The following is a 25,569-nucleotide window of genomic DNA, read 5'->3' on the forward strand; positions in this document are numbered from 1 at the left end:
AAGATTTTAATATGCCCAGTTGCGAAAGCAATTCAATTGGAATTATTATCATGACACAGAAAGTTAAAATAGCTTCTGCGGAAGTGGTTATCGCTTTCTTTATCGTCCAATATTTTTTATTGCTTAGATAATAGGCTGAGTTCCAAAGGAATAAAGCAAAAGCACTCGCGATTATTATTTCCATAAAATAATTCACTTAATAAATTAATGTAATTGTAAACCCCCTTCTCATTAATGCTAATTTGAAGGGGGATGAAATATCAGGCGAAATATTTTTTGTAGAGCTTGCCTGCTACACCACCGATAGCGGCGCCCACACCAAGTGCGACAGCACCTTCATATACGCCCATTGCAACCCACGCCGGAGGGAATCCGCCGCCAACCTGAACAATTTCATTATTGGTCAAGCGACCATAACTTTGGGGTCATAACTTTGGGGTCAAGTCTTGCGGTGTGCGTCATTTTCGTTTTCGCTCTTTTCTGCTACTCAGAAAAGTAGTTGACGCACAGCACTGAAAAAAAGACCAGTAACTAAGGATTCATTTTAACCTGCGTTTATTTACAACTATACCTGCTCTGCACAAACCCACTCTGATATACCCTGGTTTCCAGATGCTGTAATTTGAGATCGGCAGGTAAAGCGCCAAATAGCGGTATACCTTCCCCTATCAGCACCGGAATTCGAGTGAGTGTCAGTTCGTCGACCAACTGATGGCGCAGGCCTTGTTGAATAATATTGCCGCCATCCAGATAAACCGCTTTGTAACCTTGCTGCTTCAACTGATGAAGAATATCCGCTATAGCGCCCTGACGGATTTCTACTTTGTCTTGGAGTTCAGGCGGTAAATCAGCAGAGCTTAGCTGATGGCTCAACACCACAGTTTTCACTGGATAGGGCCATTCAATACCAAAACTCAGTAATTTTTCCAAGGTCGCACGGCCCATCAAAATCAGATCGATGCCGGACATAAATGCGCTATAGCCATGATCGTCTGTTGAGTCTGTGGCAGAAGTTAACCAGCTGATGTCACCGTCTTTTTTGGCGATAAAACCCTCCAGGCTAGTGGCTATAAATACTTTTACTTTCATTGGTGTAGGCCTTGAGTTTGCGCGTTACATTACAAAAATACGTTGGCCATCAAACCACAAAATAAGCCGCAAAACAGTTACAACTTGTATTTTTACCCGAACTGACGACTTTATGTATCGGTCTTTATTGTGTGGTGAGCGTCATCCAAATACTGCTGCAACTGTGCCACCCGCTTTGGCCGCTCAAATAGCTGATACAACTCTAACCAATCCGATAATTGCATTAGCGGCAAACCCTGCTGCCAGCTGGTGTTTTCAGGCTGAAACTCAAACCCTTGCAAACCGTCGTCTTTGAGCACTTGTATGCCGGCCATCAGTTCGATGACCAGGCCATTTTTGCTAAAACGGGCAAAGCCCTTGCTGCGATAAATGGGATGCAGCGATACAGGCACAGCGTGGGCATACTGGCTGAGTAGGGTTTTAAACGCTTCAAAGCGTTCTAAAGTGCAAACTAGATCTAAATCCCGGGCTTGTGGCTCAATCCCATAACTTTGCAATAAAAAGCTGCCGCCTATGGCCCAGTCGGTTGGCCCAAGCAGTTGTACTAATTCGGTGGCTATTTGCCTGATATTAGTTTGTTGCATCAGAGGGGGCCGAAATCTGTTCTATACGGGCGATAAAATGCCCCTTCGCCAGCTGTGTTTTTACCTGTTGGCCTGGTTGCAGCATCGATGCATCAGTGATCACTTGCTGCTGTTCATCAAAGCTGATGCTGTAGCCGCGCTCTAAAGTGGCTAATGGGCTGACAGTATGCAACCTGCTGCTTTGTAATAACCACTGCTGCTGCTTTTGTTTCAGTAACTGCTGCATGGATTGGTGCAACTGATGGTTGTGCTGACTCAGCTTTTGTTGTTGCTGTTTAATCCGCACCAGTGGTGTCAGTTGTTGCAAGCGATGTTGTAAAAACTGCTGCTGTTGCGCCGCTTTGTCTATGTGTCGTAGCAAGGCATTTTGCAGCCGCAGTTGTAATTCATCCAGATACTGCTGCTGTTGTTGTAAACGTCGTGCCGGGTCGAGCAAAGTTAATCGGTGCACTAAAGCCGTTAAACGCGGTTGCTGCTGCCGCAAATAGCTTTGCATTGAACGTTGTAGCCGCTGCTCTGCGGATTTCACTAACTGCAGTTGTTGCTGCTGATCCGGTGATACCAACTCAGCCGCAGCAGATGGCGTGGCTGCGCGCACATCAGCGACAAAGTCGGCTATGGTAAAGTCAATTTCATGACCTACAGCACTGACGGTTGGAATGGGGCAATGCGCTATTAAACGCGCCACCTGCTCATCGTTAAAACACCATAAATCTTCCAGCGAGCCACCACCACGGCCAATCAGCAACACATCCACTTCATTACGGGATATAGCTTTTTGAATGGCATTATAAATTTGCGCTGGCGCTTGGATGCCCTGGACTAAACAAGGATAAATAATGACTTCCAACGCAGGAGCACGGCGCTTTAGTACTGTAATGATATCGCGAATGGCTGCGCCGGTAGGGGAGGTGACGACCCCAACTTTTTGTACTTTTTTCGGCAGCGGCTTTTTGCGCTCTGGCGCTAGTAAACCTTCGGCAGCCAGCGTGGCTTTGATTTGTTCGTATTGTTGCTTCAGTAAACCATCGCCGGCAGGTTCTAACATATCGGCCAATAACTGATATTCACCCCGGGGTTCATACACACTGATACGGGCGCGGATCAGAATTTGCTGACCATTTTTTGGCTGCAGGCTGGCGTATCTGTTGCTTTGTTTAAACATCGCCACTTTGACCTGAGCGGCCTGATCTTTTAACGAAAAGTACCAGTGTCCAGACGAAGCAGCGATAAAATTGGATACTTCACCCACTAACCACAGCTGACGAAATTGCAGCTCCAGAGTCAGGCGAACTTCAGAATTTAAACGGGAGACGGTGTAGATATCGGCTTGGGACATAGGGCTGATCTCAAGGGTTCATGCCACTAATGTAACACAAAAGCGAAAAACTGATTGTGGCAAAGGGCAAAAGCGGATAAAATTGCGCCGCAACATTCCCCCCTCTTTTTTTAACAGCGAGATTGTTGCAATGCTCAGGATCGTGAAAGAAGCCATTACATTTGACGACGTGTTACTTGTACCGGCACACTCCACTGTGTTACCCCATACCGCAGACCTGCGGACTCAATTGACCAGCAAAATTACGTTAAATATTCCTATGGTATCGGCGTCTATGGACACTGTCACCGAGGCTCGTTTAGCTATTGCTTTAGCACAGGAAGGTGGCTTAGGTTTTATTCATAAGAATATGACCATCGAAGAGCAGGCAGCCAATGTTCGTAAAGTAAAAAAATACGAAAGTGGTGTAGTCTCTGACCCTGTCACTGTGCGTCCGGAACAAAGTATCCGTGAAGTGCAGCAACTGGCCGCTCAGCATGGTTTCTCTGGTTTCCCAGTGGTAGATGCTGACAACAACCTGGTGGGCATTGTGACAGGCCGTGACCTGAACGTAGAAACCAACCCACAGCTGGCTATTTCTTCTGTGATGACGCCAAAAGAGCGTTTAGTCACGGTGAACGAATCAAGCCCACGCGCTGAAGCTTTGGCGTTAATGCACAAACACCGTATCGAAAAAGTATTAGTGGTCGACAATGGCTTTAAGCTCAAAGGTTTGATCACAGTACAGGATTACAACAAAGCCGCCAGCAAACCAAACGCCTGTAAAGACGAATTTGGTCGTTTACGTGTTGGCGCTGCTGTAGGCGTGGGTCCTGGCACTGACGAGCGTATTGCCGCTTTAGTCGAAGCTGGTGTGGATATTTTATTAATAGATACCTCACACGGTCACTCGGAAGGCGTGTTAGACCGCGTCCGTCAAACTCGTGCTTTATACCCTGACTTACAAATAGTGGCTGGTAACGTTGCTACAGCTGAAGGCGCAAAAGCCTTAGCTCTGGCCGGTGCCAACGCTGTGAAAGTGGGCATAGGCCCAGGTTCTATTTGTACCACCCGTATTGTTACAGGTTGTGGTGTACCTCAACTGACGGCTATCTCTGATGCCGTAGATGGTGTTAAAGGACTGGACGTTTGTATTATCGCTGACGGCGGTATCCGCTTCTCAGGCGATATTGCCAAAGCTTTAGTCGCTGGCGCGCACTGCGTGATGGTGGGTTCTATGTTTGCCGGTACTGAAGAAGCGCCAGGTGATGTAGAGCTGTATCAGGGCCGTTACTACAAGTCTTACCGTGGTATGGGTTCATTAGGTGCTATGGCACAGCGTAATGGCTCGTCTGACCGTTACTTCCAGGGCAGCAACAACGCTGAGAAATTAGTGCCTGAAGGTATTGAAGGTCGTGTGGCGTACAAAGGCCCAATCGGCACTATTATTCACCAGCAAATGGGTGGCCTGCGCTCTTCTATGGGCTTAACAGGTTGCGCTACTATGGCTGAATTCCGCTCTAAGCCGGAATTTGTCAAAGTCACTTCTGCTGGTATGGGTGAATCGCACGTGCATGATGTGCAAATCACCAAAGAAGCCCCTAACTACCGCCTGGGCTAACTGTGTTTTCGAGGCTGGCTCCGTGCCAGCCTCTGTCTTTTTTGAACGTCGATCTGTGTAAAAAATAAGGTGATTATGAGCAAAAACATTCACTTCCATCGAATTCTGATCCTCGACTTCGGTTCGCAATACACTCAGCTGATCGCCCGCCGTGTGCGTGAAATTGGCGTTTACTGTGAGCTGTGGGCATGGGACGTTACTGCTGAACAAATCGCTGAATTTGCGCCAACCGGTATTATTTTATCTGGCGGCCCTGAAAGTGTGACTGAAGCTGGCTCGCCTCGTGCTCCATCTTATGTATTCGAAGCCGGTGTGCCTGTGCTGGGTGTGTGCTACGGCATGCAGACCATGGCTGAGCAATTAGGCGGTAAAGTGGCCAGCTCAGAGCATCGTGAATTTGGTTATGCTCAGGTTGAACTGACAGCCCAAAATGCCATGTTCACAGGTATTGAAGATCATCTGAACGAACAAGGCCGTGGTTTATTGGATGTCTGGATGAGTCATGGCGACAAAGTAGTACAAATCCCAGAAGGTTTTGTCACTACAGCCCAAACGCCAACTTGCCCTCATGCTGCAATGGCCGATGAAGCCCGTCAGTTCTATGGTGTACAGTTCCACCCTGAAGTGACTCATACCCGTCAGGGCCTGCGGATGTTAGAGCAGTTTGTTGTTGATATCTGTGGTTGTGAAAAACTCTGGACGCCGGCCACCATCATTGATGACGCTATTGCTAACATCAAAAAGCAGGTGGGTGATGATCAGGTGATATTAGGTTTATCAGGTGGTGTCGACTCCTCTGTGGTCGCGATGCTGTTGCACCGCGCTATAGGCAAAAACCTGACTTGTGTGTTCGTTGATAACGGTTTATTGCGTTTAAACGAAGGTACGCAAGTTATGGAAATGTTCGGGGATCATTTTGGTCTGAACATTATCCACGTTAAAGCTGAAAACCGTTTCCTCGACGCCTTAAAAGGCGAAGCTGAACCTGAAGCCAAACGTAAAATTATCGGTCGCGTTTTTGTTGAAGTATTTGACGAAGAAGCGAAAAAATTAAGCAATGCCAAGTGGTTAGCTCAGGGCACTATTTACCCTGACGTGATTGAATCTGCCGCTTCTAAAACCGGTAAAGCTCATGTCATTAAGTCGCATCATAATGTCGGCGGTTTACCTGCAGATATGAAGATGGGCTTAGTGGAACCGCTGCGTGAACTGTTCAAAGACGAAGTGCGCAAAGTAGGTTTAGCTTTAGGTTTGCCATACGACATGCTGTACCGTCACCCCTTCCCAGGCCCGGGTTTAGGTGTGCGTGTACTGGGTGAAGTGAAAAAAGAATACTGTGATTTATTACGTAAAGCCGACGCGATTTTTATCGAAGAGCTGCGTAATTCAGGCTGGTACGACAAAGTCAGTCAGGCCTTTACTGTATTCCTGCCGGTGAAATCTGTCGGCGTAATGGGCGATGGCCGTAAGTACGACTGGGTTGTGTCTATTCGTGCCGTTGAGACTATCGACTTTATGACAGCACACTGGGCACATTTGCCGTATGAACTGTTAGGTACTATCTCTAACCGCATTATTAATGAAGTGAACGGTATTTCCCGTGTGGTGTACGACATTTCCGGTAAGCCGCCAGCAACTATTGAGTGGGAATAATCTCCCCTTCGTACTTGAAGCCGCAGCGTTGTTGACTGCGTGTTCTCGCCCAAGTCACATAGGATAACTATGCTCCTTGGGTCTCGAACACTTGTCGCCTAGCTGCAACTCCAATTACTTTGGGTAGATCCTTCGTACTTGCAGCCGCAGCTTTGAGTCGATTGGATAGAAAAGGGGCAGATTAAATCTGCCCTTTTCGCTTTTACAGCTTATTAATTTCGTGTTTCAGCTGATAGGATTTGTCTGTCACTATCGCCTCTAACGTCGCAACTCGTTCTTTTAGCTGTTCTATTTGTTGTTTGATTTCGTCATTCGACTGGCCAGCACTTTTCATTTTGATTTGTGTTTTAGTGTAGTTTTCATAAAAAGCGTAACCAAAAGCGCCAACAACAGCGACAAAACCTATTTCAAATGGTCCCATGATTTTCCTTCCCTAAGTCTGTATGAACTAAACTGAATAATATGCCTACGAAATTTAGCAAATGTTATACCATAGTTGCTATCTTGTTTATTTTCAAATGCTTAACCTGTTTTTATCGAGGTGGCGTTAAGCAAACTCACTAAAAGATAGTCAAAAGCTTAATCAGAACTGGTAAAATTAGTCAGATTCAGCAGTAAGACCAGAGGCCAATGTGACAGCAGAAGACGATTTATACTGGATGCAGTATGCCTTGCAACTGGCCGATAAAGCTGAACAAAGCGGCGAAATTCCGGTAGGTGCTGTGCTGGTCAAAGATGGAGTGCTGCTAGGGGAAGGTTGGAATCAGTCGATCCAACTGAACGACCCTTCAGCTCATGCTGAAATGATAGCGATCCGTCAGGCTGCAGAAAAAATTGGCAATTACCGTCTGATTGATTGCACTTTGTATGTCACTTTAGAACCTTGCGCCATGTGCGCTGGTTTGTTAGTACATAGCCGGGTAAAGCGACTAGTGTTTGGTGCTAAAGATGCAAAAACCGGCGCTGCTGGCTCGGTGCTGGATATAGTGCGCCATCCGGTGCTGAATCATCAATTGGAAGTACAGGATGGACCTTTAGCACAGCAGTGTGCAGACAAACTCTCTGAGTTTTTCCGTCGTCGCAGGGCAGAACAAAAAGCGTTAAAACAGCAGACAAAGCCGCAGAGTGTGGGGAGTGAGCAGCTTAAGCGCTAGCTTCAGTGGTATTAGCTAGATCCTGAATAGACTGGAAGGAGCGACGGCGTCTGTTGAGCTTCAGCATCGCCATATTACGGCTGACTCGTCTTCTGCCTGATGCAACATCTATTAATCGCCGCTTGCGCAGCATTTTTGGTTTTTTACGCTTTAACATTCAATGACTCCAAATTAGGTTCGCTAATATAGAAGCTTAGCAATGTATATACAAGATTAAGACTGCTTCACAGCACTGATATTCTCTGACTTTTCTGCTGAATTTACTGCTTTATCACCAAATTGTTCATTAAGCCGCTGTTTTTGCTGATCTAACCTTTGTTCAGTTTTTCTTTTTTCATCCACCCATAACAGTGTGTCGTAGAAGCGACGCACGTTTTCGACATAATACACGGCCTGAGCGCCGCGGGCGTAACCGAGTTTAGTGTTCTGGTAATAACGTTTTTGCTGCAGCAATGGCAGGCGTTGCTTGACCTCATGCCATTGATCCGGATTTGCACCATCACGCTCAGTCAAAACCCGGGCGCTTTCAACATGGCCCCAGCCAATGTTATAGGCCGCAATAGCAAACCATAACCTGTCAGGCATCTGAATACGTTCAGGAATACTTTCGACCATGCGCTGCAAGTACTTACTGCCGCCTCTAATGCTTTGTGCCGGATCCAGACGACTGCTGACGCCCATCATCTGGGCTGTGCCGACGGTCAGCATCATCATGCCTAATACACCTGTAGAGCTGCGTGCATCGGGCCGCCAGTTTGATTCCTGGTAACCAATAGCAGCCAGTAACCGCCAGTCAAAGTTACCGGCATATTTTTCAAATAATGGCTGATAACGGGGTAAGTCTTTTTCAATGGCTTTGATGTAATCCAGGGTGGCGATGTAATCAAAACGACGGATATGGCCAAAATATTTGTCTTCCAGACTCAACAAATCGCCGGATTGATAATTTTGGCCGAAGAATTCAATCAGCACGGCCCAAAAGGAATCATCTGCTTTATTACTCAACAACCAGGCCACAGGTTGTTGTTCTTTCACCTTAAAAGCCACTGTTAAGTTAGGGAAGAAGCGCTGATTCACCGCCAGTAAGTTTGAATCCACTAGTGTATACGGAATTTTACCGTCTTCGACTTGTTGCAACAGCTCATCCGCATCTTCGGATTCGCTCTCCTGCCATTGCAATTGCGGATAGTCATTTTGCACAGCAGTTAAAGTTTCGGCCAAAGAGCTGTCTTTGGGGACAAGGATTGGCTCCTTGACGTCTTTAAAACTGTTGGGTTTTTTCTGGCCTTTGCGGTACACCAGAACCTCGTTGCGCCATAAGTAAGCCGGAGCTATACGGTATTTTTGTTTCCTGCTTTCGGTGACAGCTAAACCACCCGCTATGTAATCGACCTGACCTGAATCCAATTTTTGCAGTAATTCTTCACGCTGATAACTGGGGAATAGCTCCAGCTCCACGCCCAATTTCTCCGCTAAAGCGACTGACAGTTCATAGTCGTAACCTGTTGGACCATCAGCACCTACGTAGTAGCTGGTAGGACTGTTTAAAATACCAACACGAATGCTATCTCTTTGATAAATTTCATGAAGCTGAACAGGTTCCTGTACCGGAGTACAAGAAACTACTGCTGTTAATACAGCTGCTGAAATACCAAATCGAATCATCCGGTTCTGCCTTTGATTAAAAAGAGCGCCATTTATACCAAAATTCCTGCTGGTCGTCAGATCTTATTCATACCAATGCAGGCGTTTTTTCTTTATAATGCGGCGCCTGATTTTGGGTTCCATTGTCGCTCAACCAACGGAAAAAAAACCTATGTTGATCCTGCGTGGTGCACCTGCACTGTCCGAGTTTAGAGTTCAGAAGTTCATCGATCTTTGTGTTAAAGCCAATTTGCCTGTGAATGGTGTGTATGCCGAATTTATGCATTTTGCTGATTTAAGCAGCGAACTGTCGGCTGAACAACAGACTGTTTTAAGCAAGTTGCTGACTTACGGACCTACTATCGTCAGCCATACACCAGAAGGTTTATTGCTGTTGGTGACGCCACGCCCTGGCACTATTTCTCCATGGTCTTCCAAAGCCACTGATATAGCTAAAAACTGTGGCCTGAGTCAGGTCAAACGTTTAGAGCGTGGTGTGGCTTATTATGTGCAGACCACTGCGACTTTAACTGAAGCTCAACTGCAGCAGTTAAAAGGCTTAGTACACGACCGCATGATGGAAGTGGTGTTCAGCGAGTTTGAACAAGCTTCAGCGCTGTTCCGTAAAGCTGAACCAGCGCCTTTGAGCTCAGTGGATATTATCAACGGCGGCCGTGAAGCCTTAGTCAAAGCCAATATCGAGATGGGCCTGGCTTTAGCTGATGATGAAATCGATTATCTGGTGACCAATTTTAATCAGTTGGGCCGTAACCCAAATGATATTGAACTCTATATGTTTGCGCAGGCCAACTCTGAGCACTGTCGTCATAAAATTTTTAACGCCGACTGGACCATAGATGGCGAACAACAGCCAAAGTCGCTGTTTAAAATGATTAAAAATACTTTCGAAAAAACGCCGGATCATGTGTTGTCTGCCTACAAAGACAATGCCGCTGTGATGACAGGCTCAAAAGCCGGTCGTTTTTTCCCGTCTGCTGACACTCAGGAATATGGCTACAACCATGAAGATATTCATGTGTTGATGAAAGTGGAAACTCACAACCACCCAACAGCTATTTCGCCATTCCCAGGTGCTGCGACTGGTTCTGGTGGTGAAATTCGTGATGAAGGCGCTACTGGCGTAGGTGCTAAACCAAAAGCTGGTTTGTCAGGTTTTTCTGTATCGAACTTACGTATTCCGGGCTTTGAACAGCCGTGGGAAACTGATTTTGGTAAACCAGACCGCATAGTGACAGCTTTGGACATTATGACCGAAGGCCCTTTAGGTGGTGCAGCCTTTAACAACGAATTTGGCCGCCCTAATATTCTGGGTTACTTCCGTACTTACGAAGAAAAAGTACCAAGCCACAATGGCGAAGAAATCCGTGGTTACCACAAGCCAATCATGATCGCTGGTGGTATGGGTAATATCCGTGCTGAGCATGTGCAAAAAGGCCAAATGCCTGTTGGCGCCAAGTTAGTGGTGCTCGGTGGCCCGGCGATGAACATTGGTTTAGGTGGTGGTGCTGCATCTTCTATGGCATCAGGCCAGTCGGCTGAAGATTTAGATTTTGCCTCAGTACAACGTGAGAACCCTGAAATTGAGCGCCGTTGTCAGGAAGTGATCGACCGCTGCTGGCAGCTGGGCGATAAAAACCCTATTTGTTTTATCCATGACGTCGGCGCTGGTGGTTTATCCAATGCCTTCCCTGAACTGGTAAACGATGGTGGTGTCGGTGGTAAGTTTGAATTACGTAACGTACCGAACGACGAACCAGGCATGTCACCACTGGAAATCTGGTGTAACGAATCACAAGAACGTTATGTGATGGCCATTCCTGCTGACAAAATGGCGGTGTTTGAAGAGATTTGTAAACGTGAGCGCGCACCTTATGCAGTGGTAGGTGAAGCGACAGCTGAACACCACTTGACGTTATCAGACCAGCATTTTGGCAATACACCTATCGACCTGCCACTGAACGTACTGCTGGGCAAAGCGCCTAAAATGCACCGCGATGTGAAAACTCAGGTCACAGAAGGCAAGGCGTTAGATCTGAACGGCGTGACTGTCGCAGACGCTGCTGAACGTTTATTACGTTTACCTACTATTGCTGAAAAGACTTTCCTGATCACCATAGGTGACCGTACAGTCACAGGTTTAGTGGCACGAGATCAGATGGTCGGTCCATGGCAGGTGCCGGTAGCGAACTGCGGTGTAACTGCAGCGTCCTATGACACTTATCATGGTGAAGCTATGTCAATGGGCGAACGTACGCCAGTCGCCTTATTAGACTTTGCCGCTTCTGCCCGTTTAGCTGTCGCTGAATCAATCACTAACATTGCTGCCACGCAGATTGGTGATATTAAACATATCAAACTGTCGGCCAACTGGATGTCTGCTGCAGGTCACCCTGGTGAAGACGCTGGTTTGTATCAGGCGGTGAAAGCCATAGGTGAAGAGTTATGTCCAGCTATGGGCTTAACTATCCCTGTAGGTAAAGATTCGATGTCGATGAAAACCAGCTGGCAACAGGATGGTGAACAGAAGACAGTGACATCACCTTTATCTTTGATTATCACAGCCTTCGCCCGAGTTGAAGATGTGCGTCGTACTGTGACACCACAGCTGCGCACAGACAAAGGCGCAAGCAGCCTTATTCTGTTGGATTTAGGCCAGGGCGCTAACCGTTTAGGTGCTTCCTGTTTAGCTCAGGTGTACAAGCAGTTAGGCCAGACGGCGCCGGATCTGGAAAGCCCTGAATTACTGATGAATTTCTATCAGGCGGTACAGGCTTTAGTGGCCCAGCAGAAATTACTGGCCTACCACGACCGCTCTGACGGTGGTTTATTTGTCACGCTAGCTGAAATGGCTTTTGCCGGTAAAGCTGGTGTCAAGGTAGATATTCAAAGCTTAGGCACAGATAACCTGGCTGTACTTTTCAGTGAAGAGTTAGGTGCTGTCATTCAAGTAGCGAACAGCGATTTACCTGTAGTGCAGGCGATTTTAGCTCAGCATCATTTATCAGCTGTGGCGCATTTATTAGGTGAAGTGACAACAGACGATCAAATTCAGATCAGTCGTGGCGACCAGCTAGTGTATAGCAACAGCCGTACGACCTTACGTACCATCTGGGCTGAAACCACCTATCAAATGCAGCTGATGCGGGATAACCCTGAAGGTGCTCGTCAGGAATTTGTCGCTAAAGCTGATGTGACAGACCCAGGTTTAAATGCAAAATTAAGCTTTGACCTGAACGAAGATGTAGCGGCGCCTTATATCCTCAAAGGCGTACAGCCGAAAGTCGCTATTCTGCGTGAGCAGGGCGTGAACTCTCATGTCGAGATGGCAGCGGCCTACAACAGAGCCGGCTTTAACGCGGTTGACGTGCATATGAGCGACATACTGTCGGGTCGCCGTTCACTTTCCGAGTTCAATGGTTTAGTCGCTTGTGGTGGCTTCTCCTACGGTGACGTATTGGGGGCTGGCGAAGGCTGGGCTAAGTCTGTGCTGTTTAACGACAAAGCCCGCGCTGAATTTGCGGCGTTTTTTGAACGTGAAAGCACGTTTAGCTTAGGCGTTTGTAACGGTTGTCAGATGATGTCGAATCTGAAGAGCCTGATCCCTGGTGCTGACTTATGGCCACGTTTTGTTCGCAACAAGTCAGAGCGTTTTGAAGCTCGTTTCAGCCTGGTTGAAGTGCAGGAAAGTACTTCTTTATTCTTTAAAGGTATGGCAGGCTCCCGCATGCCTATCGCTGTATCACACGGTGAAGGTCATGCCGAGTTTGCCTCACCAGCTGCGCTACAAGCTGCTGATCAAAGCGGCACAGTGGCCTTACGTTTTGTCGATAACTACGGCAATGTGACTACGCAGTATCCGTCGAATCCAAATGGTTCGCCGCTGGGTATTACCTCGTTAACGACAACCGATGGCCGTGTCACTATTATGATGCCTCACCCTGAGCGGGTATTCCGCACTGTGGCAAACAGCTGGCATCCGGATGAATGGCAGGAAGACAGCCCGTGGATGCGGATGTTCCGCAATGCTCGAGTCTGGTTAGGCTAATAGCGTATAACTGATAAAACAAAACCTGCTTCGGCAGGTTTTGTTATTTTTGTAGCGATATTTTTAAATTTCTATCTTTGCATTATGACTTTTGCAGATATTTTCATTTTTAACTTGATCCCCGACACATTTTTTTACAAACTATCCGTATCTCTTTTTATTCACCCGTTTGAGTGAGATGTCCGACATGAGGTCGGTCAAGCCTGAAGGATAGGGTATGCAAGTCGAAGTGAGCACTGAACAACCTGACAATAAAGAATGGCTGTCCCATGTCAAAATTGGCCAGCGTTTAGATCTTGAGCTATTGGATCAACGCAAGAGCCGTTGTAGCTGTGAACTGGTCGGTTATAAAACGGGTAAGTATGTGTTATTCCGCATTGACGATGACATCTTACCTGATCGTTTTTTTGTCAATGGCCTGGCTGTGGTGTGCCGATTTCTGGTTGAAGATTCGGTAGGTGAATGTTTTGCATTCAAATCTGAGTTGTTACAGCTGATGCGCTTTCCGGATAAATTGGTGGCTATCAGCTTCCCGCAGTCTATCCAACGCCGGGCTTTGCGCAACGAGAAACGCAGCAGCATTTTTATTCCAGCTTCCGTGCGTCTGGATCCGGACGTGGTGCATAACAGCCGCAGTTTTAAAGGGCACTTAATTGATGTATCCAGTGGTGGTTGCCGTTTTCTGTTTGAGCCCTCACATAAGGGCAGCAGAGTGAATCTTGCCCCTGTGATTTTACATATTCAGTGCGACAAAACAGGGATAGATCAGAAAATTCAGGGCGAAGTACGAAATTCCAGACTGGAAGAACGTGGTTTATCTATAGGGATCCAGTTTAATGTGCCACAGCTGCATTTAGACAAGTTGGCTGAGGCTTTCTGAGGACGTCCTTCTGACTTCGCAACTTGTCGGGTCAGAAGGACTGTGGCTTACTTAGAAAGAATAACGAGCGCCAATCATCCAGACATAAGGGTCGATGCTGACATCAACAGACTGAATAGTGGTGTTGTTTACCAGTACACGACCAGTCGTATCTATATCCATTTTGCTCAGCATCAGATGAGCACTCCAGTTGTCCGCCAGCTTCATATTCACACCTGCTTGCATTGCCAGCCCCCAGGAGTCTTTTAGCTTCAGTTCTACTTTATCGTTTGCATCTGTGACCTCTAAAGCCTGTAAGGTGCTAACTAACTCGCCCGAGACATCTTCCTGAAAGAAGTTGGTGTAATTCAGACCTAAACCGACGAAAGGATCGAATCTGCTGTCACCCAGATCAAAATGGTACTGAGCTAATAAAGTCGGGGGTAAATGTTTAGTGCTGCCCAACGCCAGACCATCGATAGCTGAGCCTTTTACCTTCAGATCGTGACTGAACGGAGTGGCTGCTATGAGCTCCAGAGTCCAGTTTTTATTCAGTTGGTAGTCGATGGTGATGCCCAGTTGAGTATTGGTATTTACTGATACTTCAGTCGAATTGGCTGGTAAGCCAGCTACAGTTTCAACAACATTCAGGTGACCACTTGAGTCTTTTGGCGCGACGCTGATAGCGCCAACATTCACTGACCAGTTTGCCAGAGCCGGAGCTGCAGAGACGGCTAATAATAAAGAGGCTATTGTTTTATAACTTGTTTTCATCAGAATGATCCTTAGCTTGAGAAACTGGCGTCATTCTGCGCTTTTAGATATGAGAAACTTTGCCCCAGATCAATAGTTGCTATAAAGCCTCATTATGTTTAAGGCTTTTATTGATGTAGAACAAAAAAGAAAGGGTGGGAGAGATAAAAGCAGCCTGAAGCCTTTGGCTCAGACTGCTCTTCAGGCAGCATCAGGAGATGTAGCGGGCTTTTTTATTGTCTTTAAGCTTCGTCATATCCACCAGCACCAGACCATCCACGCAGTCGGCAAACTCAGGGTCTACACCAAAAGCCAAAAAGCGCACACCACCTGGTTCAGTGAGTTCACTGTATTGTTTATACAAAGTCGGGATACTCACGCCCATATTAGCCAGCAAGTGTTTGAGCTGGACAAAATCCTGGCTATAGCTATCGCCACTAAAATGTTGCTGCAATTGACTCATGGTATCCATGGGTAATTCATAGGGAATATTAGGCACTGCGCTTTGTTCAGGACAACGGAAGTACAGGCTGTAAAAATACACCATCAGATCCCGTGCTGCTTTTGGGTAGCTATTGGATAAACTGACGCCACCAAATAAATAACGAATACCCGGGTTTTGTTTTAAGTAAGCTCCAATGCCATACCATAAATAATCCAGACTACGTTTGCCCCAATAACGTGGCTGTACAAAGCTGCGACCCAGCTCCAGGCCCTGCTCCAGGTAAGGCGCCATAGCCGGGTTAAATTGGAACAAAGAGGCGGTGTACAAACCCGCCAGGCCTTTTTCTGCCATGACTTTTGCTGTGTTAGCAAAACGGTAGGCTCCTACTATTTCTAAATCCTCCTTGTCCCATAAAATCAGTTGCTCGTAGTAGCTATCGTACTGATCAATATCACGGCGCTGACCACTGCCTTCACCTACGGCCCGAAAGGCAATTTCACGTAAGCGACCAATTTCGCGCAGCACAGGCGAGCTTTGTTGATACTGGTATAAATAAATTTGTTTACCATCGCTGGTTTCGCCAAGCAGCGGACAAGCTTCCACCGCCTTTTTTAATAAGATACGATCTTCAGGATGGGCTATCGCGGTTTGAGTTTTAAACAGTGGCGACTTGTCTTTAGCAAGACGATACAAGTGCTTTTTAAAGAGTTTTACTTTGGCCTGCGTTTCTAATTGCAGATGAGCAAAACTGTCGTAAGGGATTTGTTCACCAATCCGCATCGCGATGTTTTTATGCTTCTGATTAAACATCTCCTGCACCAGTAGCATGGTCGCCAGCGGTTTATAAATCATTGAAGCGCCATAAAACATGGCAGAATTACGACCGTCTATATAAATGGGCAAAATAGGCGCTTTGGCATTCATCGCAAAACGTAAAAAACCACCATGCCATTTGCCATCACGAATACCGTTTGGTTTTAAGCGCGACACTTCACCGGCTGGGAAGAGAATTAATGCGCCTTCGGCTGCCAGATGATCACTAATACGATCGATACGGCTGCGTTCAGTGCCGCCGCTCATATTATTCACTGGTAACAATAGCGAGTGCAGAGGTTCAACCGCCATTAATAACTGGTTGGCAATCACTTTGACATCAGGCCGGATATCCCGTACCAGTTTAATCAAAGCTAATCCGTCTAACGAACCTATAGGGTGATTGGCAATAATTACCACCCGGCCTGTGCTTGGAATACGTTCGATCTCATTGTCACGTACCGCATAGGCAAAATTAAAATAATTCAGTACCTGCTCTACAAATTCAATGCCTTGCAAATGCGGATAACGTTTGGCGAAGGCAATAAATTCTTGTTCGTGTAACAGTTGGCGTAAGGCGCCTTTGACCGGTTTGGCTAACCAGGGTTTTTGTTCGAGTTTTGGCAGATGCGTTTGCATCATTTGGTCAACACTGATCATCGCTATACCTCTGTAAGGGCTTATGCATGTACAGAGAGTAGGGGGTGAAGATGACAAAAATGCGTCAGATTTATGGCTTTTTGTAGAAGTTTTAATCAGAGTGGGCTGGATAGTCCTAAGATGCCTGACGTTGTGGTGAACAACGCTGTAGCTTCAAGAATGCAGAGGGTAAACCTGCTCAGGCCACTTTGCTTTGAGCAGGTTGTTCTTCACTAAGCACTGCCAGTGGCATGGCGGCCAGCGTATGGCTTTGTTCTGTCCAGTGATACAGCGTTAATGAACCATCTTGTTGCTCTATCAAGGCTGTGCAGTTATCAATCCAGTCGCCATCGTTGCAGTAAATAATACCATCCTGCAGGCTGATTTCCGGATGATGGATATGACCACAGACCACACCATCAAAACCTGAACGTTTGGCTTTAGCCACAGCTGCATCACGGTAGCGAGCAATAGCTTGCTGAGCACCTGGTACTTTGCTTTTAATAAAAGCAGCCAAACTGAAATAACGTCCACCTAAAGCCCGGCGAATGCGGTTGCTCCAGCGGTTTAAAAATAATAAAAAGTCATATAAATTATCGCCCAGCCAGGCATGAAAACGGCCAAAGTTGACTTCTTTATCAAACTCATCGCCATGCAATAGCAGCAGCTTTTTCCCTAAAGCTGTGGTGTGGCAACCACGTAATTGCAGCTTGATGGTGCCAAACTGACGACCTGCCCAGTGGCGGAATTCTTCATCATGATTACCTGGTATATAAATCACTTCTGTGCCCTGATCGGCTTTGGCCAGCAGGCTTTGGATCACCGCATTTTGTTCCGGGCTCCAGCACACTTGTTTTTGCATAGCCCACAAGTCGAGGATATCGCCCAACAGGTAAATGGTGTCAGCTTTGGTGTGATTGAGGAAGTTCAGCAGATAGGTGGCCTGACAATCTTTATTTCCTAAATGAATGTCCGATAAGAAGATAGTTCGACAATGCAGCATACAAAGCTCCTGCGAATTGTTGGCCTTGGTTCTTCAGGCTCGGGTAGAATGACGTTACCCCGTGTCAGAGAGATGACGAAAACTTGAAGCTTTGGTGAACTGATGTCGATAGCCCTGGTGATCCCCGATCGTAAGTTAGATTCTTTAATCGAAAAGCTGAATGCTGTATTGCCCGGTGTGCTGATTCAGCAATGGCCCAATTACAGTGCACCTGAACTGGTGCAGATGGCTGTGGTGTGGAAGCAACCGCAAGGCTCGTTAGCCGCATTAAGCAATTTAAAAAGCCTGCAGTCTTTTGGGGCCGGTGTCGACAGTATAGTGTCTGATCCGACGTTACCTGACTTGCCGCTAAGCCGTATTGTCGACCCTGCGTTGGCGTCCTCTATGGTCAACTATCTGGCCGGTATAGTGCTGCATTATCAACTTAAGCTGGATGTATTTCAGCGTCAGCAACAACAGCAACTATGGAAACCAAAAAGTCCGCGTTTACTAAAGCATATTTGTGTGCTGGGTTTAGGCGAACTGGGACAGGCGGCGGCGCAGTATTTTTTAGACCAGGGTTATCTGGTCAGTGGCTGGTCACGCAGTGTAAAGCAGCTCGAAGGTGTTCACTGTTTTTGCGGTGAACTTGGTTTTAAACAGGCTGTCGCTGATGCTGATGTGGTCATTTGTTTAATACCGCTGACAGCCCAGACGAGCAACTTTTTAAATACAGAATCTTTTGCTGCGTTTAAACAAGGTGCAATTTTTATCAACGTCGCCCGTGGCGCTATAGTCGATGATGCTGCTTTGTTATCTGCTTTGGATTCTGGCCAGTTGCAGGCGGCTTGTCTGGATGTGTTCCGTGAAGAGCCTTTACCCATTACCGATCCATATTGGCAGCATCCGGCTGTACTAGTTACCCCGCACTGTTCTGCAGTGACCAATGTCGATACTGCTATTCATCAGATTGTGGAAAATTATCAACGTACGTTAAATGGACTACCTTTAATGCATCTGGTCGACAGGGAAAGGGGCTACTGATGGATAGTTTTGTCATTAAAAAATATGGGCATGTTGCGTTGTTACACCTGACTGCGGCCGAAAAACGTAATTTACTCACACCTGAAAGCGCCTTACAGATCGCAGCTGCTGTGCATCAATTGAGTTTGGATGATGAGCTCAAAGTCTTGTGTGTGATGGGCACTGAGCGTGCTTTTTGTGCTGGTGCTGATTTAGCTGTATTGCAGCATGCAGTGGATGGTGACGGTACGGAGCTCAAGCAGTTGTATCAGGCTTTTAGTCAGGTCGCCGATTCGCCACTGCTGACTATCGCTTTAGTCAATGGCCCTGCTGTTGGAGCGGGGATGAATCTTGCCATGGTCTGTGATATTCGTTTAGCCAGCAAAGAAGCCTGGTTTGATAGCCGCTTTTTTCAGTTAGCTTTGCACCCGGGTGGAGGGCATGGCTGGTTACTACCACAATTAATAGGTTGGCAACAAGCAATGGCTATGTTGTTTTGCGGTGAAAAATTAACGGCTGAACAAGCCTGGCAATATGGTTTAGTCAAAGAAGTGTTAGCTGTTGATCAATTATTACCAAGAGCTTTGGCAATGACGGCTGATTTAGCCGCTGTGCCTACTGCGTTAGTGCGGCAAACCAAAAGCTCTATGCGTCAGTTAGTGCACTGCAAAGAGCATAGTCAGGCCGTAGAGTTTGAATATCAGCAACAATTTTACAGTTTACAGCAGGACGCAGCTCGTCAGGCTATTGCAGCTTTACAGCAAAAACTCGCCGCTAAAAGTTAAAAAACATCACAAAAAAGAAACAAGTAGCAGCTATTTTGCTGTTTTGCTTGTTTCTTTATCAGAAAATCGACTGTAAATGATTGTAAATCTTGTAACTAAACAACAAGTTGTCTACACTGATTTTGGATTAACCAAGATCCACAAAAAAGCAAGAACAATAACAATATTTTTTAGTCTGAGGTTTTGTATGCGTAAAGCGTCCAGTCGCGGTTTTGGCTTTACTGCAATCGCCATTTTGGTGTTATTAATGGCATTGTCGGCTTTTTTAACAAAGGCTGAAGCTACACAAGTGACTCAAAGTTCACAGGGACAGCAGTCGGTCGAAGGAATGAACTGACCAAATGCCCCCACCAGGTGGGGGTATTTGCTATTTTTTCTGATGCCTTTCCCGGTTTTCCCTTTTTTGTTCCGCATTTTTTTGCAACAACACATAGGTAGCCGCATAACCGCCATGAGGTTTTAAAGCCGTATGGCAAGCCAGTACTTCCGGGATTTGTGGTAACCATTTAAAGCAATAACTTTTTAAAATTGCCGGATGAGGTTTACTGTCGCGCCCCATGCCATGGTGGATCAATAAAGTCCGAATACCACGTTGGTGACAATCGGCGATAAAACTGAACAATGCTGCACGTGCTTCCACCAAGGTTTTGCCCAATAGGTTCAGAGTCGCGTCCATCTGATATTTACCCAGCCGCAGATTCTTGTAGACCCCATCCTGCACACCATCTTTTTTGTAGGCAATCACCTCATCAGGCGCAACCAGATCAACATATTCCATCGAGAGGTAATTAGGATCGTATTCCATTTCCTGCTCTGCCGCTTTGCGACGCGCCAGTTGTGCCAGACTTGGGTTATGTTCGCCATTGAGATCGGCCAGTGCATCCGCATTCAGGCGCTTTACACCAGCCATTTCCTGTAAAAACAAGTCCAGCTCTTCGTCATGCATTTGTACTACTCCACCTTCAGCTGACCGGGATTACCCTATTATATACCCCAATAATTTGATGCCACAGCATTGATCCTGAGGTTTTTCATAGGGCTTACAGAAAATAGAAAAACTTGTTGAGACTCCGTACACCAGTCTTTTTATTGACACAAATATTGATATGTTTTAACGTTTATTTAACTTTGCGCTATGCTTAATGTGACTGTCATTCTCGCAAGGAGAGCATCATGATCCCAGAGCGGCTTTATGAAACTTTACCTTATCTTTATGTGATCAGTGGCTCACAAACTGCACTTTGGTTACCACACTGGACTGCCGCTCTATCAGGTGTTGTATTGATATTTGTTGGAGCAGTGGTTTGGGTTATACGCACGGACAAGCGTCGCAGTCCATATGGTATTAAATTTAAAGAACAAGGCGTGTTGCCCTTCTGGTGTTATGAGTTGCAGCCATTTATCTATCTGACCAGCGGCGTCTTATTGTTTAATTATGCACAAAGTTTTTTGCTGTATCCATCCGCCATGATTTTTCTGGTTGTAGGAATCCAGCTTTGGTTGTGCCGTATTTGTTGGCGCCGGCGTTCTTAAATCAGAGCTTTGGCTCAGCGGCCTGATGAAACCCAGAACATCGTTGCTGCGATAAATCCTTGCTGCTGACGTAACTGGTATTTGGCACACTGCTCTTTGCTTTGTTCTGCAAAACATAAATACAACCTCTGCTCATCTTCTGCCAATACTGCACGTTGATTGGTGTCAAGAATAGTGCCCTCGGCACCAAACCAACCAGGCATATAAATACTCTGAGTTGTTAAGCCTGCGCTATGGTATTCGAGCAATTGAGGTTTAGGCGCTATCACAAAAACGACCAACACAAGCAGGGCCAAACCCAGCCAAATGTTACGCATTGTTGCAGTGGAAGTCGCAGCTTGCTCTTCAGTGACCCGTTTACTGGCTGAGCGTGACGCTGTGCGCAGCTCCGGAGCTGAAGATGCTATGTTCTGTGGTTGAGTCAGAGGCTTTTTATTGCCCGCTTTTTTTAATAGTTTTTGCTTTTCGGCCTCGCTCAAAAGCGAGGCCTTTTTAATTTGTTTGGCCATTAGTGACGTAAGTTAACTATGCTGTTGGCGACAGTTTCGGTCATGATAAGCCAGGCTTGCAAGTTTTGTTTTAAGGAATCCGGGTCTATTTTGTCTAACGTGTCGTTGGGAGTGTGGTGATAGTCAAAATAGTCGGTGCCATCCTGTGATAAAGCTACGACTGGTACACCTGCCTGAGCTAATACAGAAACGTCAGGTCCGCCATAAGTGGTATTGCCGCCTAAAGCAATGTTCAGATGGGCCAGTTTTTGTTGCAGCTCTTTGGCAAAAGGCAAGGCTTTGTCACCAAAGCGGCTTTCAATTTGCCAGATCCTGCCTGCACCAAAATCTGATTCTGCCGCTAGGATATGTTTGTCTAAATCTTTATAGTGTTTGGCGGCATAAGCTCTTGCTCCTAATAATCCGCCCTCTTCGTTACCATAAAGTACAACCCGGATGGTACGTTTCGGTTTTCCTTTTTGCTTAATTAAAGCCCCTGTTGCCATGGCTAAAGCCACACCTGCGCCATCATCCAAAGCACCTGTACCCTGGTCCCACGAATCCAAATGGCCACTGATCAGCACTATTTCTTCAGGTTTTTCAGTGCCAGTGATTTCTGCTATCACGTTATGGCTGGTTGCAGTCTGTAGTTGGTTGTCCATTTGTAGTTTTAATTCTACGTTTGGCGAAAGTTTGAGCATTTTTTCCAGGTTCTGTGCATCAGGCACAGAAATAGCTACTGCGGGAATTTTAGGGATGGCTTCGTCGTACTTCATAGTGCCGGTATGGGCAAATCTGTTCGTGCTGGTGCCTACAGAACGAATCGCTATCGCGACAGCACCTAACTTGGCTGCCTCCACTGCGCCACGGGAACGTGCGGCCACGACTTGTCCATAAAAAGAGCCCGATTTGTCTTTAGCCATTGGTTTATTAATAAAGACGATTTTACCTTTAACAGCTGCCGCATCGGCTTTTTCTAAGGCTTCAATACTGTCGAACATCACCACGGAGGCAGTAATACCAGCCGCAGGAGTTCCAACGGACCCACCTAAGGAGGTTAATACAAAAGACTGAGCGAAAGGGGAGACTACTTCAAGACTCGCCTGACCGCGGGTCCACCCCGGCATATCAAACTCTTCCGTCCAGACTTTGTCATAACCCAGCTGCTTTAAATGAGTTACGGCCCACTGGACGGCGCGACGATCCGCTTCGCTGCCTGCGATACGTGGGCCTACTTCCACTGTTAACGACTCCACCAGTTTATAGGCTAAATCCTGATCCACGGAAACCGGAGCTGTTGCAGCCCACACTGCCGGCGCGAATAATGCGCCTGAAATGATCGTTTGCCAAAATTTCATCTTTGTCTTGCACCCTGTAATCTAATCATGCAGTCACTGTAGCACGCTGATATCCGCTCTCATCTTTGGATTGCGACAAAAAGCTAAGGCTGGGAGTCCGTTGTGTGAACCTTTGCATCATTTGTGGGTCCCTGATGAGTCAGGTGCAGTCCGAAATACGACAGATGAGAATAGATCGTATTGCCTGTGTAGAGCCCAGGGCTGCATAATGTAGTTTTTAGATCAAAAGAAGCAACAAAATGAAATTGGAAGAAATGCTGAAAAATTCGGCGCAGGCAGCCAAGCTGTTGAAGGCGGTTTCCAATGAACGCCGTTTGTTGATTTTATGTTATTTGCTGGAGTCTGAGTTATCAGTCACAGAGATGAACGACAAGTTAGGTTTAAGTCAGTCAGCTTTATCTCAGCACTTAGCCGTACTCAGACGACAAAAACTGGTGAAAACCCGCAAAGAAGCTCAAACCGTGTTTTATCGTATTCAGAGCGAAGAAGCTGTCGCCTTAATTGGCTTACTACACAAATTATATTGTGAGAAGAAATAGTAAAGAGTTCTGCGGCTCTCAGTGCCAGGGATGGTAGCGAATACTCAAGTGCTTAAAACAGAGTAACATCTGCTGTGAAACCAGAAATAAAAAAACCACCTTGCGGTGGTTTTTTTAATGCACTGTCACAGTATGCTGCTGCAAGCAACAGCTTACTGAAATTAAGCAGCTTTAGTAGCTAAAGCTTTAACGTGTGCATTTAAGCGTGACTTATGACGGGCAGCTTTGTTCTTATGGATCAGACCTTTGTCTGCCATACGATCCAAAATTGGAACCATCTTTTTGAACGCTTCTTGTGAAGCAGCTAAGTCAGCAGTTAACACTGCAGCGTATGTTTTCTTCATGAAAGTACGCATCATTGAGCGCTGACTTGCGTTTTGCTGACGACGCTTTTCTGATTGAATAGCGCGCTTCTTAGCAGACTTAATGTTAGCCAAGGTAACACTCCTAAAAACTAAACCGGGACCTTTAAAGGCCGCATAATATGCCTATTTTGTAGGCCCTTGTCAAATGGTTTCCTTGACAGATTACAGAATAAAATTAGCCCTTCGCTGGTAATCCATTCTGACTCGGGTGAAAATAGCAGAAATGTCGTTGCAGGAGCAGTCTGTGTCAGGAAAATTATTAAAATCAGGCATGATCGTAAGCTTTATGACCCTTATTTCACGGGTACTTGGCTTAGTCCGGGATGTGATTGTCGCCAACGTATTGGGTGCTGGCGCTATGGCCGACGTATTCTTTATGGCCAATCGTATTCCTAATTTTTTACGACGTTTATTTGCTGAAGGAGCATTTTCGCAAGCTTTTGTGCCTGTACTGGCTGAAGTAAAAGAAAAACATGGTGATGATGCGGTGCGTGAGCTTGTCGCCAAAGCAGCCGGTACTTTGGGCTTAATTGTAACAGGCGTCACTTTAGTGGCTGTCATTGGCTCACCTGTACTGATGATGTTATTTGGTGCCGGCTGGTTTAGTGCTTATTTAGACGGCGCACCTGAAGGGGATAAATACCTGCAGGCCAGTTTCCTGTTGAAAATCACCTTTCCTTATTTGTGGTTTATCACTTTTGTCGCTTTATCCGGCGCAGTGCTTAATACCTATAACAAATTTGCAGTCGCAGCTTTTACGCCAGTATTTTTGAATATTGCCATGATAGGGGCCGCTATTTATTTAGCACCGCAAATGCAGAACCCGGCTGAGGCTATTGCCTGGGGCGTGTTTTTAGGTGGTTTAATTCAGTTTCTGTTTCAACTGCCGTTTTTAGCCAAAGCCGGATTATTGGTGATGCCACGCTGGGGCTGGAAAGATCCAAACGTGACGAAAATCCGCACTTTAATGATCCCGGCCTTATTTGGGGTGTCTGTCAGTCAAATTAATCTATTACTGGATGCTGTTATCGCGTCCTTTTTAGTTACAGGTGCCGTTAGTTGGTTGTATTACTCTGACCGCCTGCTGGAGTTTCCTTTAGGTTTATTTGGTATTGCTATTGCTACTGTGATTTTACCTGGCTTATCCCGTCATTACGCAGCAGCGAGCGAAGCAGCCTTTAAATACACGCTGGATTGGGCTGTACGTTTTATTTGCCTGTTTGGTATTCCTTCTATGATGGGGTTAATAGTACTGGCAGAACCTATTATTGCGTCGGTCTTTATGCGTGGTGAATTCACCGCCGATGACGTCGTTAAAACTTCGCACAGTCTGATTGCTTACAACACAGGTTTAGTGGCTCTAATGCTGATTAAAGTGCTGGCACCGGCTTTTTATGCGCGCCAGGATATAAAAACGCCGGTACGAATTGCCATTATCGCTATGGTGGCCAATATGGTGTTTAACCTGATGCTGGCACCTTTTTTAAGTTATGTTGGTCTGGCATTAGCCACGGCTATGTCTGGTACTTTAAATGCTTATTTACTCTATCGTGGCTTAAAACAGCGCGATATTTATAGTTTCAGCAGCAAAACCAGCTGGTTTATTGCTAAAGCTTTTGTTGCTGCTGTTGTGATGGCTGGCTGCTTATTTTATGTCATGCCGGATCTGGCAGGCTGGATTGCTTTGGGTTTATCAGGCCAGGTGCTGCATCTGTTGACTTATTTTGGCTTTGCTATTGTGGCCTACTTTGTTTTACTTTTTGTGTTTGGTGTGCGTTTGAACGATTTTAAACGCCAGACAAATGCTGAAAGCAAATGATTATGCGGTTATAATCGGGCACTTTCGAAAGCAGCAGAG

25 protein-coding genes are annotated in these 25,569 nt (G+C 46.3%); 11 read left to right on the forward strand and 14 right to left on the reverse strand.

Annotated features, from left to right (window positions below):
• Positions 1-260: 260 nt before the first annotated feature.
• The 4 genes from IEW88_RS09975 to xseA form a co-directional block, all read right to left on the reverse strand.
• Complete coding sequence (locus IEW88_RS09975; protein ID WP_185148583.1) at positions 261-407, reverse strand: hypothetical protein; 147 nt, start codon at positions 405-407, stop codon at positions 261-263.
• Positions 408-555: 148 nt separating this feature from the next.
• Positions 556-1,089 carry a dihydrofolate reductase family protein gene (locus tag IEW88_RS09980; RefSeq protein WP_147904074.1) on the reverse strand — a complete coding sequence of 178 codons (534 nt, stop codon included), beginning with the start codon at positions 1,087-1,089 and terminating at the stop codon, positions 556-558.
• A gap of 110 nt (positions 1,090-1,199) precedes the next feature.
• Positions 1,200-1,673, reverse strand: a complete 474-nt coding sequence (locus IEW88_RS09985) for a hypothetical protein (RefSeq protein ID WP_147904075.1) — start codon at positions 1,671-1,673, stop codon at positions 1,200-1,202.
• Complete coding sequence (xseA, locus tag IEW88_RS09990) at positions 1,660-3,012, reverse strand: exodeoxyribonuclease VII large subunit (protein ID WP_147904076.1); 1,353 nt, start codon at positions 3,010-3,012, stop codon at positions 1,660-1,662. Before xseA ends, IEW88_RS09985 begins: the two co-directional genes overlap by 14 nt.
• Before the next feature lie 130 nt (positions 3,013-3,142).
• Between xseA and guaB the strand changes: the two genes are divergently transcribed.
• Entirely contained in the window at positions 3,143-4,612 is a 1,470-nt protein-coding gene (guaB, locus tag IEW88_RS09995) for an IMP dehydrogenase (RefSeq protein WP_053425910.1), read from the forward strand.
• 75 nt (positions 4,613-4,687) lie between these two features.
• Positions 4,688-6,265, forward strand: coding sequence for a glutamine-hydrolyzing GMP synthase (gene guaA, locus IEW88_RS10000; RefSeq protein ID WP_147904077.1), 1,578 nt, complete (start codon positions 4,688-4,690; stop codon positions 6,263-6,265).
• A 202-nt stretch (positions 6,266-6,467) separates the two neighbouring features.
• Here guaA and IEW88_RS10005 read toward each other — a convergent pair whose 3' ends face one another.
• Positions 6,468-6,686, reverse strand: a complete 219-nt coding sequence (locus IEW88_RS10005; RefSeq protein WP_008900513.1) for a hypothetical protein — start codon at positions 6,684-6,686, stop codon at positions 6,468-6,470.
• 211 nt (positions 6,687-6,897) lie between these two features.
• Between IEW88_RS10005 and tadA the strand changes: the two genes are divergently transcribed.
• Complete coding sequence (gene tadA / locus IEW88_RS10010) at positions 6,898-7,419, forward strand: tRNA adenosine(34) deaminase TadA (protein WP_147904078.1); 522 nt, start codon at positions 6,898-6,900, stop codon at positions 7,417-7,419.
• On the opposite strand, the gene IEW88_RS10015 is transcribed toward tadA, so the two are convergent.
• Both IEW88_RS10015 and mltF read right to left on the reverse strand, forming a co-directional pair.
• Complete coding sequence (locus IEW88_RS10015) at positions 7,409-7,576, reverse strand: hypothetical protein (RefSeq protein ID WP_185148584.1); 168 nt, start codon at positions 7,574-7,576, stop codon at positions 7,409-7,411. The genes tadA and IEW88_RS10015 overlap by 11 nt on opposite strands.
• Before the next feature lie 56 nt (positions 7,577-7,632).
• Positions 7,633-9,084 (reverse strand): membrane-bound lytic murein transglycosylase MltF, encoded by a 1,452-nt coding sequence (gene mltF / locus IEW88_RS10020; protein WP_147904079.1) that lies wholly within the window; start codon positions 9,082-9,084, stop codon positions 7,633-7,635.
• Positions 9,085-9,235: 151 nt separating this feature from the next.
• Here mltF and purL point away from each other — a divergent pair, with 151 nt between their 5' ends.
• Together purL and IEW88_RS10030 are read left to right on the forward strand one after the other, a co-directional pair.
• Positions 9,236-13,129 carry a phosphoribosylformylglycinamidine synthase gene (gene purL / locus IEW88_RS10025; RefSeq protein ID WP_147904080.1) on the forward strand — a complete coding sequence of 1,298 codons (3,894 nt, stop codon included), beginning with the start codon at positions 9,236-9,238 and terminating at the stop codon, positions 13,127-13,129.
• A gap of 217 nt (positions 13,130-13,346) precedes the next feature.
• Positions 13,347-14,009: a PilZ domain-containing protein gene (locus IEW88_RS10030; RefSeq protein ID WP_147904081.1), complete on the forward strand. Its 663-nt coding sequence runs from the start codon at positions 13,347-13,349 to the stop codon at positions 14,007-14,009.
• 51 nt (positions 14,010-14,060) lie between these two features.
• On the opposite strand, the gene IEW88_RS10035 is transcribed toward IEW88_RS10030, so the two are convergent.
• The 3 genes from IEW88_RS10035 to IEW88_RS10045 form a co-directional block, all read right to left on the reverse strand.
• Positions 14,061-14,762 carry an OmpW/AlkL family protein gene (locus IEW88_RS10035; protein WP_147904082.1) on the reverse strand — a complete coding sequence of 234 codons (702 nt, stop codon included), beginning with the start codon at positions 14,760-14,762 and terminating at the stop codon, positions 14,061-14,063.
• Between the two features lie 190 nt (positions 14,763-14,952).
• Positions 14,953-16,659, reverse strand: coding sequence for a bifunctional ornithine lipid synthase OlsF (gene olsF / locus IEW88_RS10040; RefSeq protein WP_053425916.1), 1,707 nt, complete (start codon positions 16,657-16,659; stop codon positions 14,953-14,955).
• A gap of 178 nt (positions 16,660-16,837) precedes the next feature.
• Positions 16,838-17,641 carry a UDP-2,3-diacylglucosamine diphosphatase gene (locus IEW88_RS10045; protein WP_147904083.1) on the reverse strand — a complete coding sequence of 268 codons (804 nt, stop codon included), beginning with the start codon at positions 17,639-17,641 and terminating at the stop codon, positions 16,838-16,840.
• Positions 17,642-17,743: 102 nt separating this feature from the next.
• Between IEW88_RS10045 and IEW88_RS10050 the strand changes: the two genes are divergently transcribed.
• The 3 genes from IEW88_RS10050 to IEW88_RS10060 all read left to right on the forward strand — a co-directional run bounded on the left by IEW88_RS10050 (position 17,744) and on the right by IEW88_RS10060 (position 19,765).
• Positions 17,744-18,664 (forward strand): 2-hydroxyacid dehydrogenase, encoded by a 921-nt coding sequence (locus IEW88_RS10050; RefSeq protein WP_147904084.1) that lies wholly within the window; start codon positions 17,744-17,746, stop codon positions 18,662-18,664.
• Positions 18,664-19,428 (forward strand): enoyl-CoA hydratase-related protein, encoded by a 765-nt coding sequence (locus IEW88_RS10055; RefSeq protein WP_053425919.1) that lies wholly within the window; start codon positions 18,664-18,666, stop codon positions 19,426-19,428. The genes IEW88_RS10050 and IEW88_RS10055 overlap by 1 nt, the downstream gene beginning before the upstream one ends.
• Positions 19,429-19,615: 187 nt before the next feature.
• The gene (locus tag IEW88_RS10060; RefSeq protein WP_185148585.1) at positions 19,616-19,765 is read left to right on the forward strand and encodes a hypothetical protein; all 150 of its coding nucleotides are present in this window, start codon (positions 19,616-19,618) and stop codon (positions 19,763-19,765) included.
• Positions 19,766-19,795: 30 nt separating this feature from the next.
• On the opposite strand, the gene smrA is transcribed toward IEW88_RS10060, so the two are convergent.
• Positions 19,796-20,374: a DNA endonuclease SmrA gene (gene smrA / locus IEW88_RS10065; RefSeq protein ID WP_147904085.1), complete on the reverse strand. Its 579-nt coding sequence runs from the start codon at positions 20,372-20,374 to the stop codon at positions 19,796-19,798.
• 227 nt (positions 20,375-20,601) lie between these two features.
• Here smrA and IEW88_RS10070 point away from each other — a divergent pair, with 227 nt between their 5' ends.
• Positions 20,602-20,961: a hypothetical protein gene (locus tag IEW88_RS10070; protein ID WP_053425921.1), complete on the forward strand. Its 360-nt coding sequence runs from the start codon at positions 20,602-20,604 to the stop codon at positions 20,959-20,961.
• Between the two features lie 14 nt (positions 20,962-20,975).
• On the opposite strand, the gene IEW88_RS10075 is transcribed toward IEW88_RS10070, so the two are convergent.
• Both IEW88_RS10075 and IEW88_RS10080 read right to left on the reverse strand, forming a co-directional pair.
• Positions 20,976-21,440 carry a hypothetical protein gene (locus IEW88_RS10075; RefSeq protein WP_147904086.1) on the reverse strand — a complete coding sequence of 155 codons (465 nt, stop codon included), beginning with the start codon at positions 21,438-21,440 and terminating at the stop codon, positions 20,976-20,978.
• Positions 21,441-21,469: 29 nt separating this feature from the next.
• Entirely contained in the window at positions 21,470-22,807 is a 1,338-nt protein-coding gene (locus tag IEW88_RS10080) for a M20/M25/M40 family metallo-hydrolase (protein WP_147904087.1), read from the reverse strand.
• Between the two features lie 239 nt (positions 22,808-23,046).
• Between IEW88_RS10080 and IEW88_RS10085 the strand changes: the two genes are divergently transcribed.
• On the forward strand, positions 23,047-23,346 hold the full coding sequence (locus IEW88_RS10085; RefSeq protein WP_147904088.1) for an ArsR/SmtB family transcription factor: 300 nt from the start codon (positions 23,047-23,049) through the stop codon (positions 23,344-23,346).
• Positions 23,347-23,507: 161 nt separating this feature from the next.
• On the opposite strand, the gene rpsT is transcribed toward IEW88_RS10085, so the two are convergent.
• On the reverse strand, positions 23,508-23,783 hold the full coding sequence (gene rpsT, locus IEW88_RS10090) for a 30S ribosomal protein S20 (protein WP_008900529.1): 276 nt from the start codon (positions 23,781-23,783) through the stop codon (positions 23,508-23,510).
• A 172-nt stretch (positions 23,784-23,955) separates the two neighbouring features.
• Here rpsT and murJ point away from each other — a divergent pair, with 172 nt between their 5' ends.
• Positions 23,956-25,530 (forward strand): murein biosynthesis integral membrane protein MurJ, encoded by a 1,575-nt coding sequence (gene murJ, locus IEW88_RS10095; protein WP_147904089.1) that lies wholly within the window; start codon positions 23,956-23,958, stop codon positions 25,528-25,530.
• Positions 25,531-25,569 lie beyond the last annotated feature (39 nt).

The organism is Rheinheimera tangshanensis (genome assembly GCF_014645135.1).
In the GTDB taxonomy this organism is placed as follows: Bacteria; Pseudomonadota; Gammaproteobacteria; order Enterobacterales; family Alteromonadaceae; genus Pararheinheimera; species Pararheinheimera tangshanensis.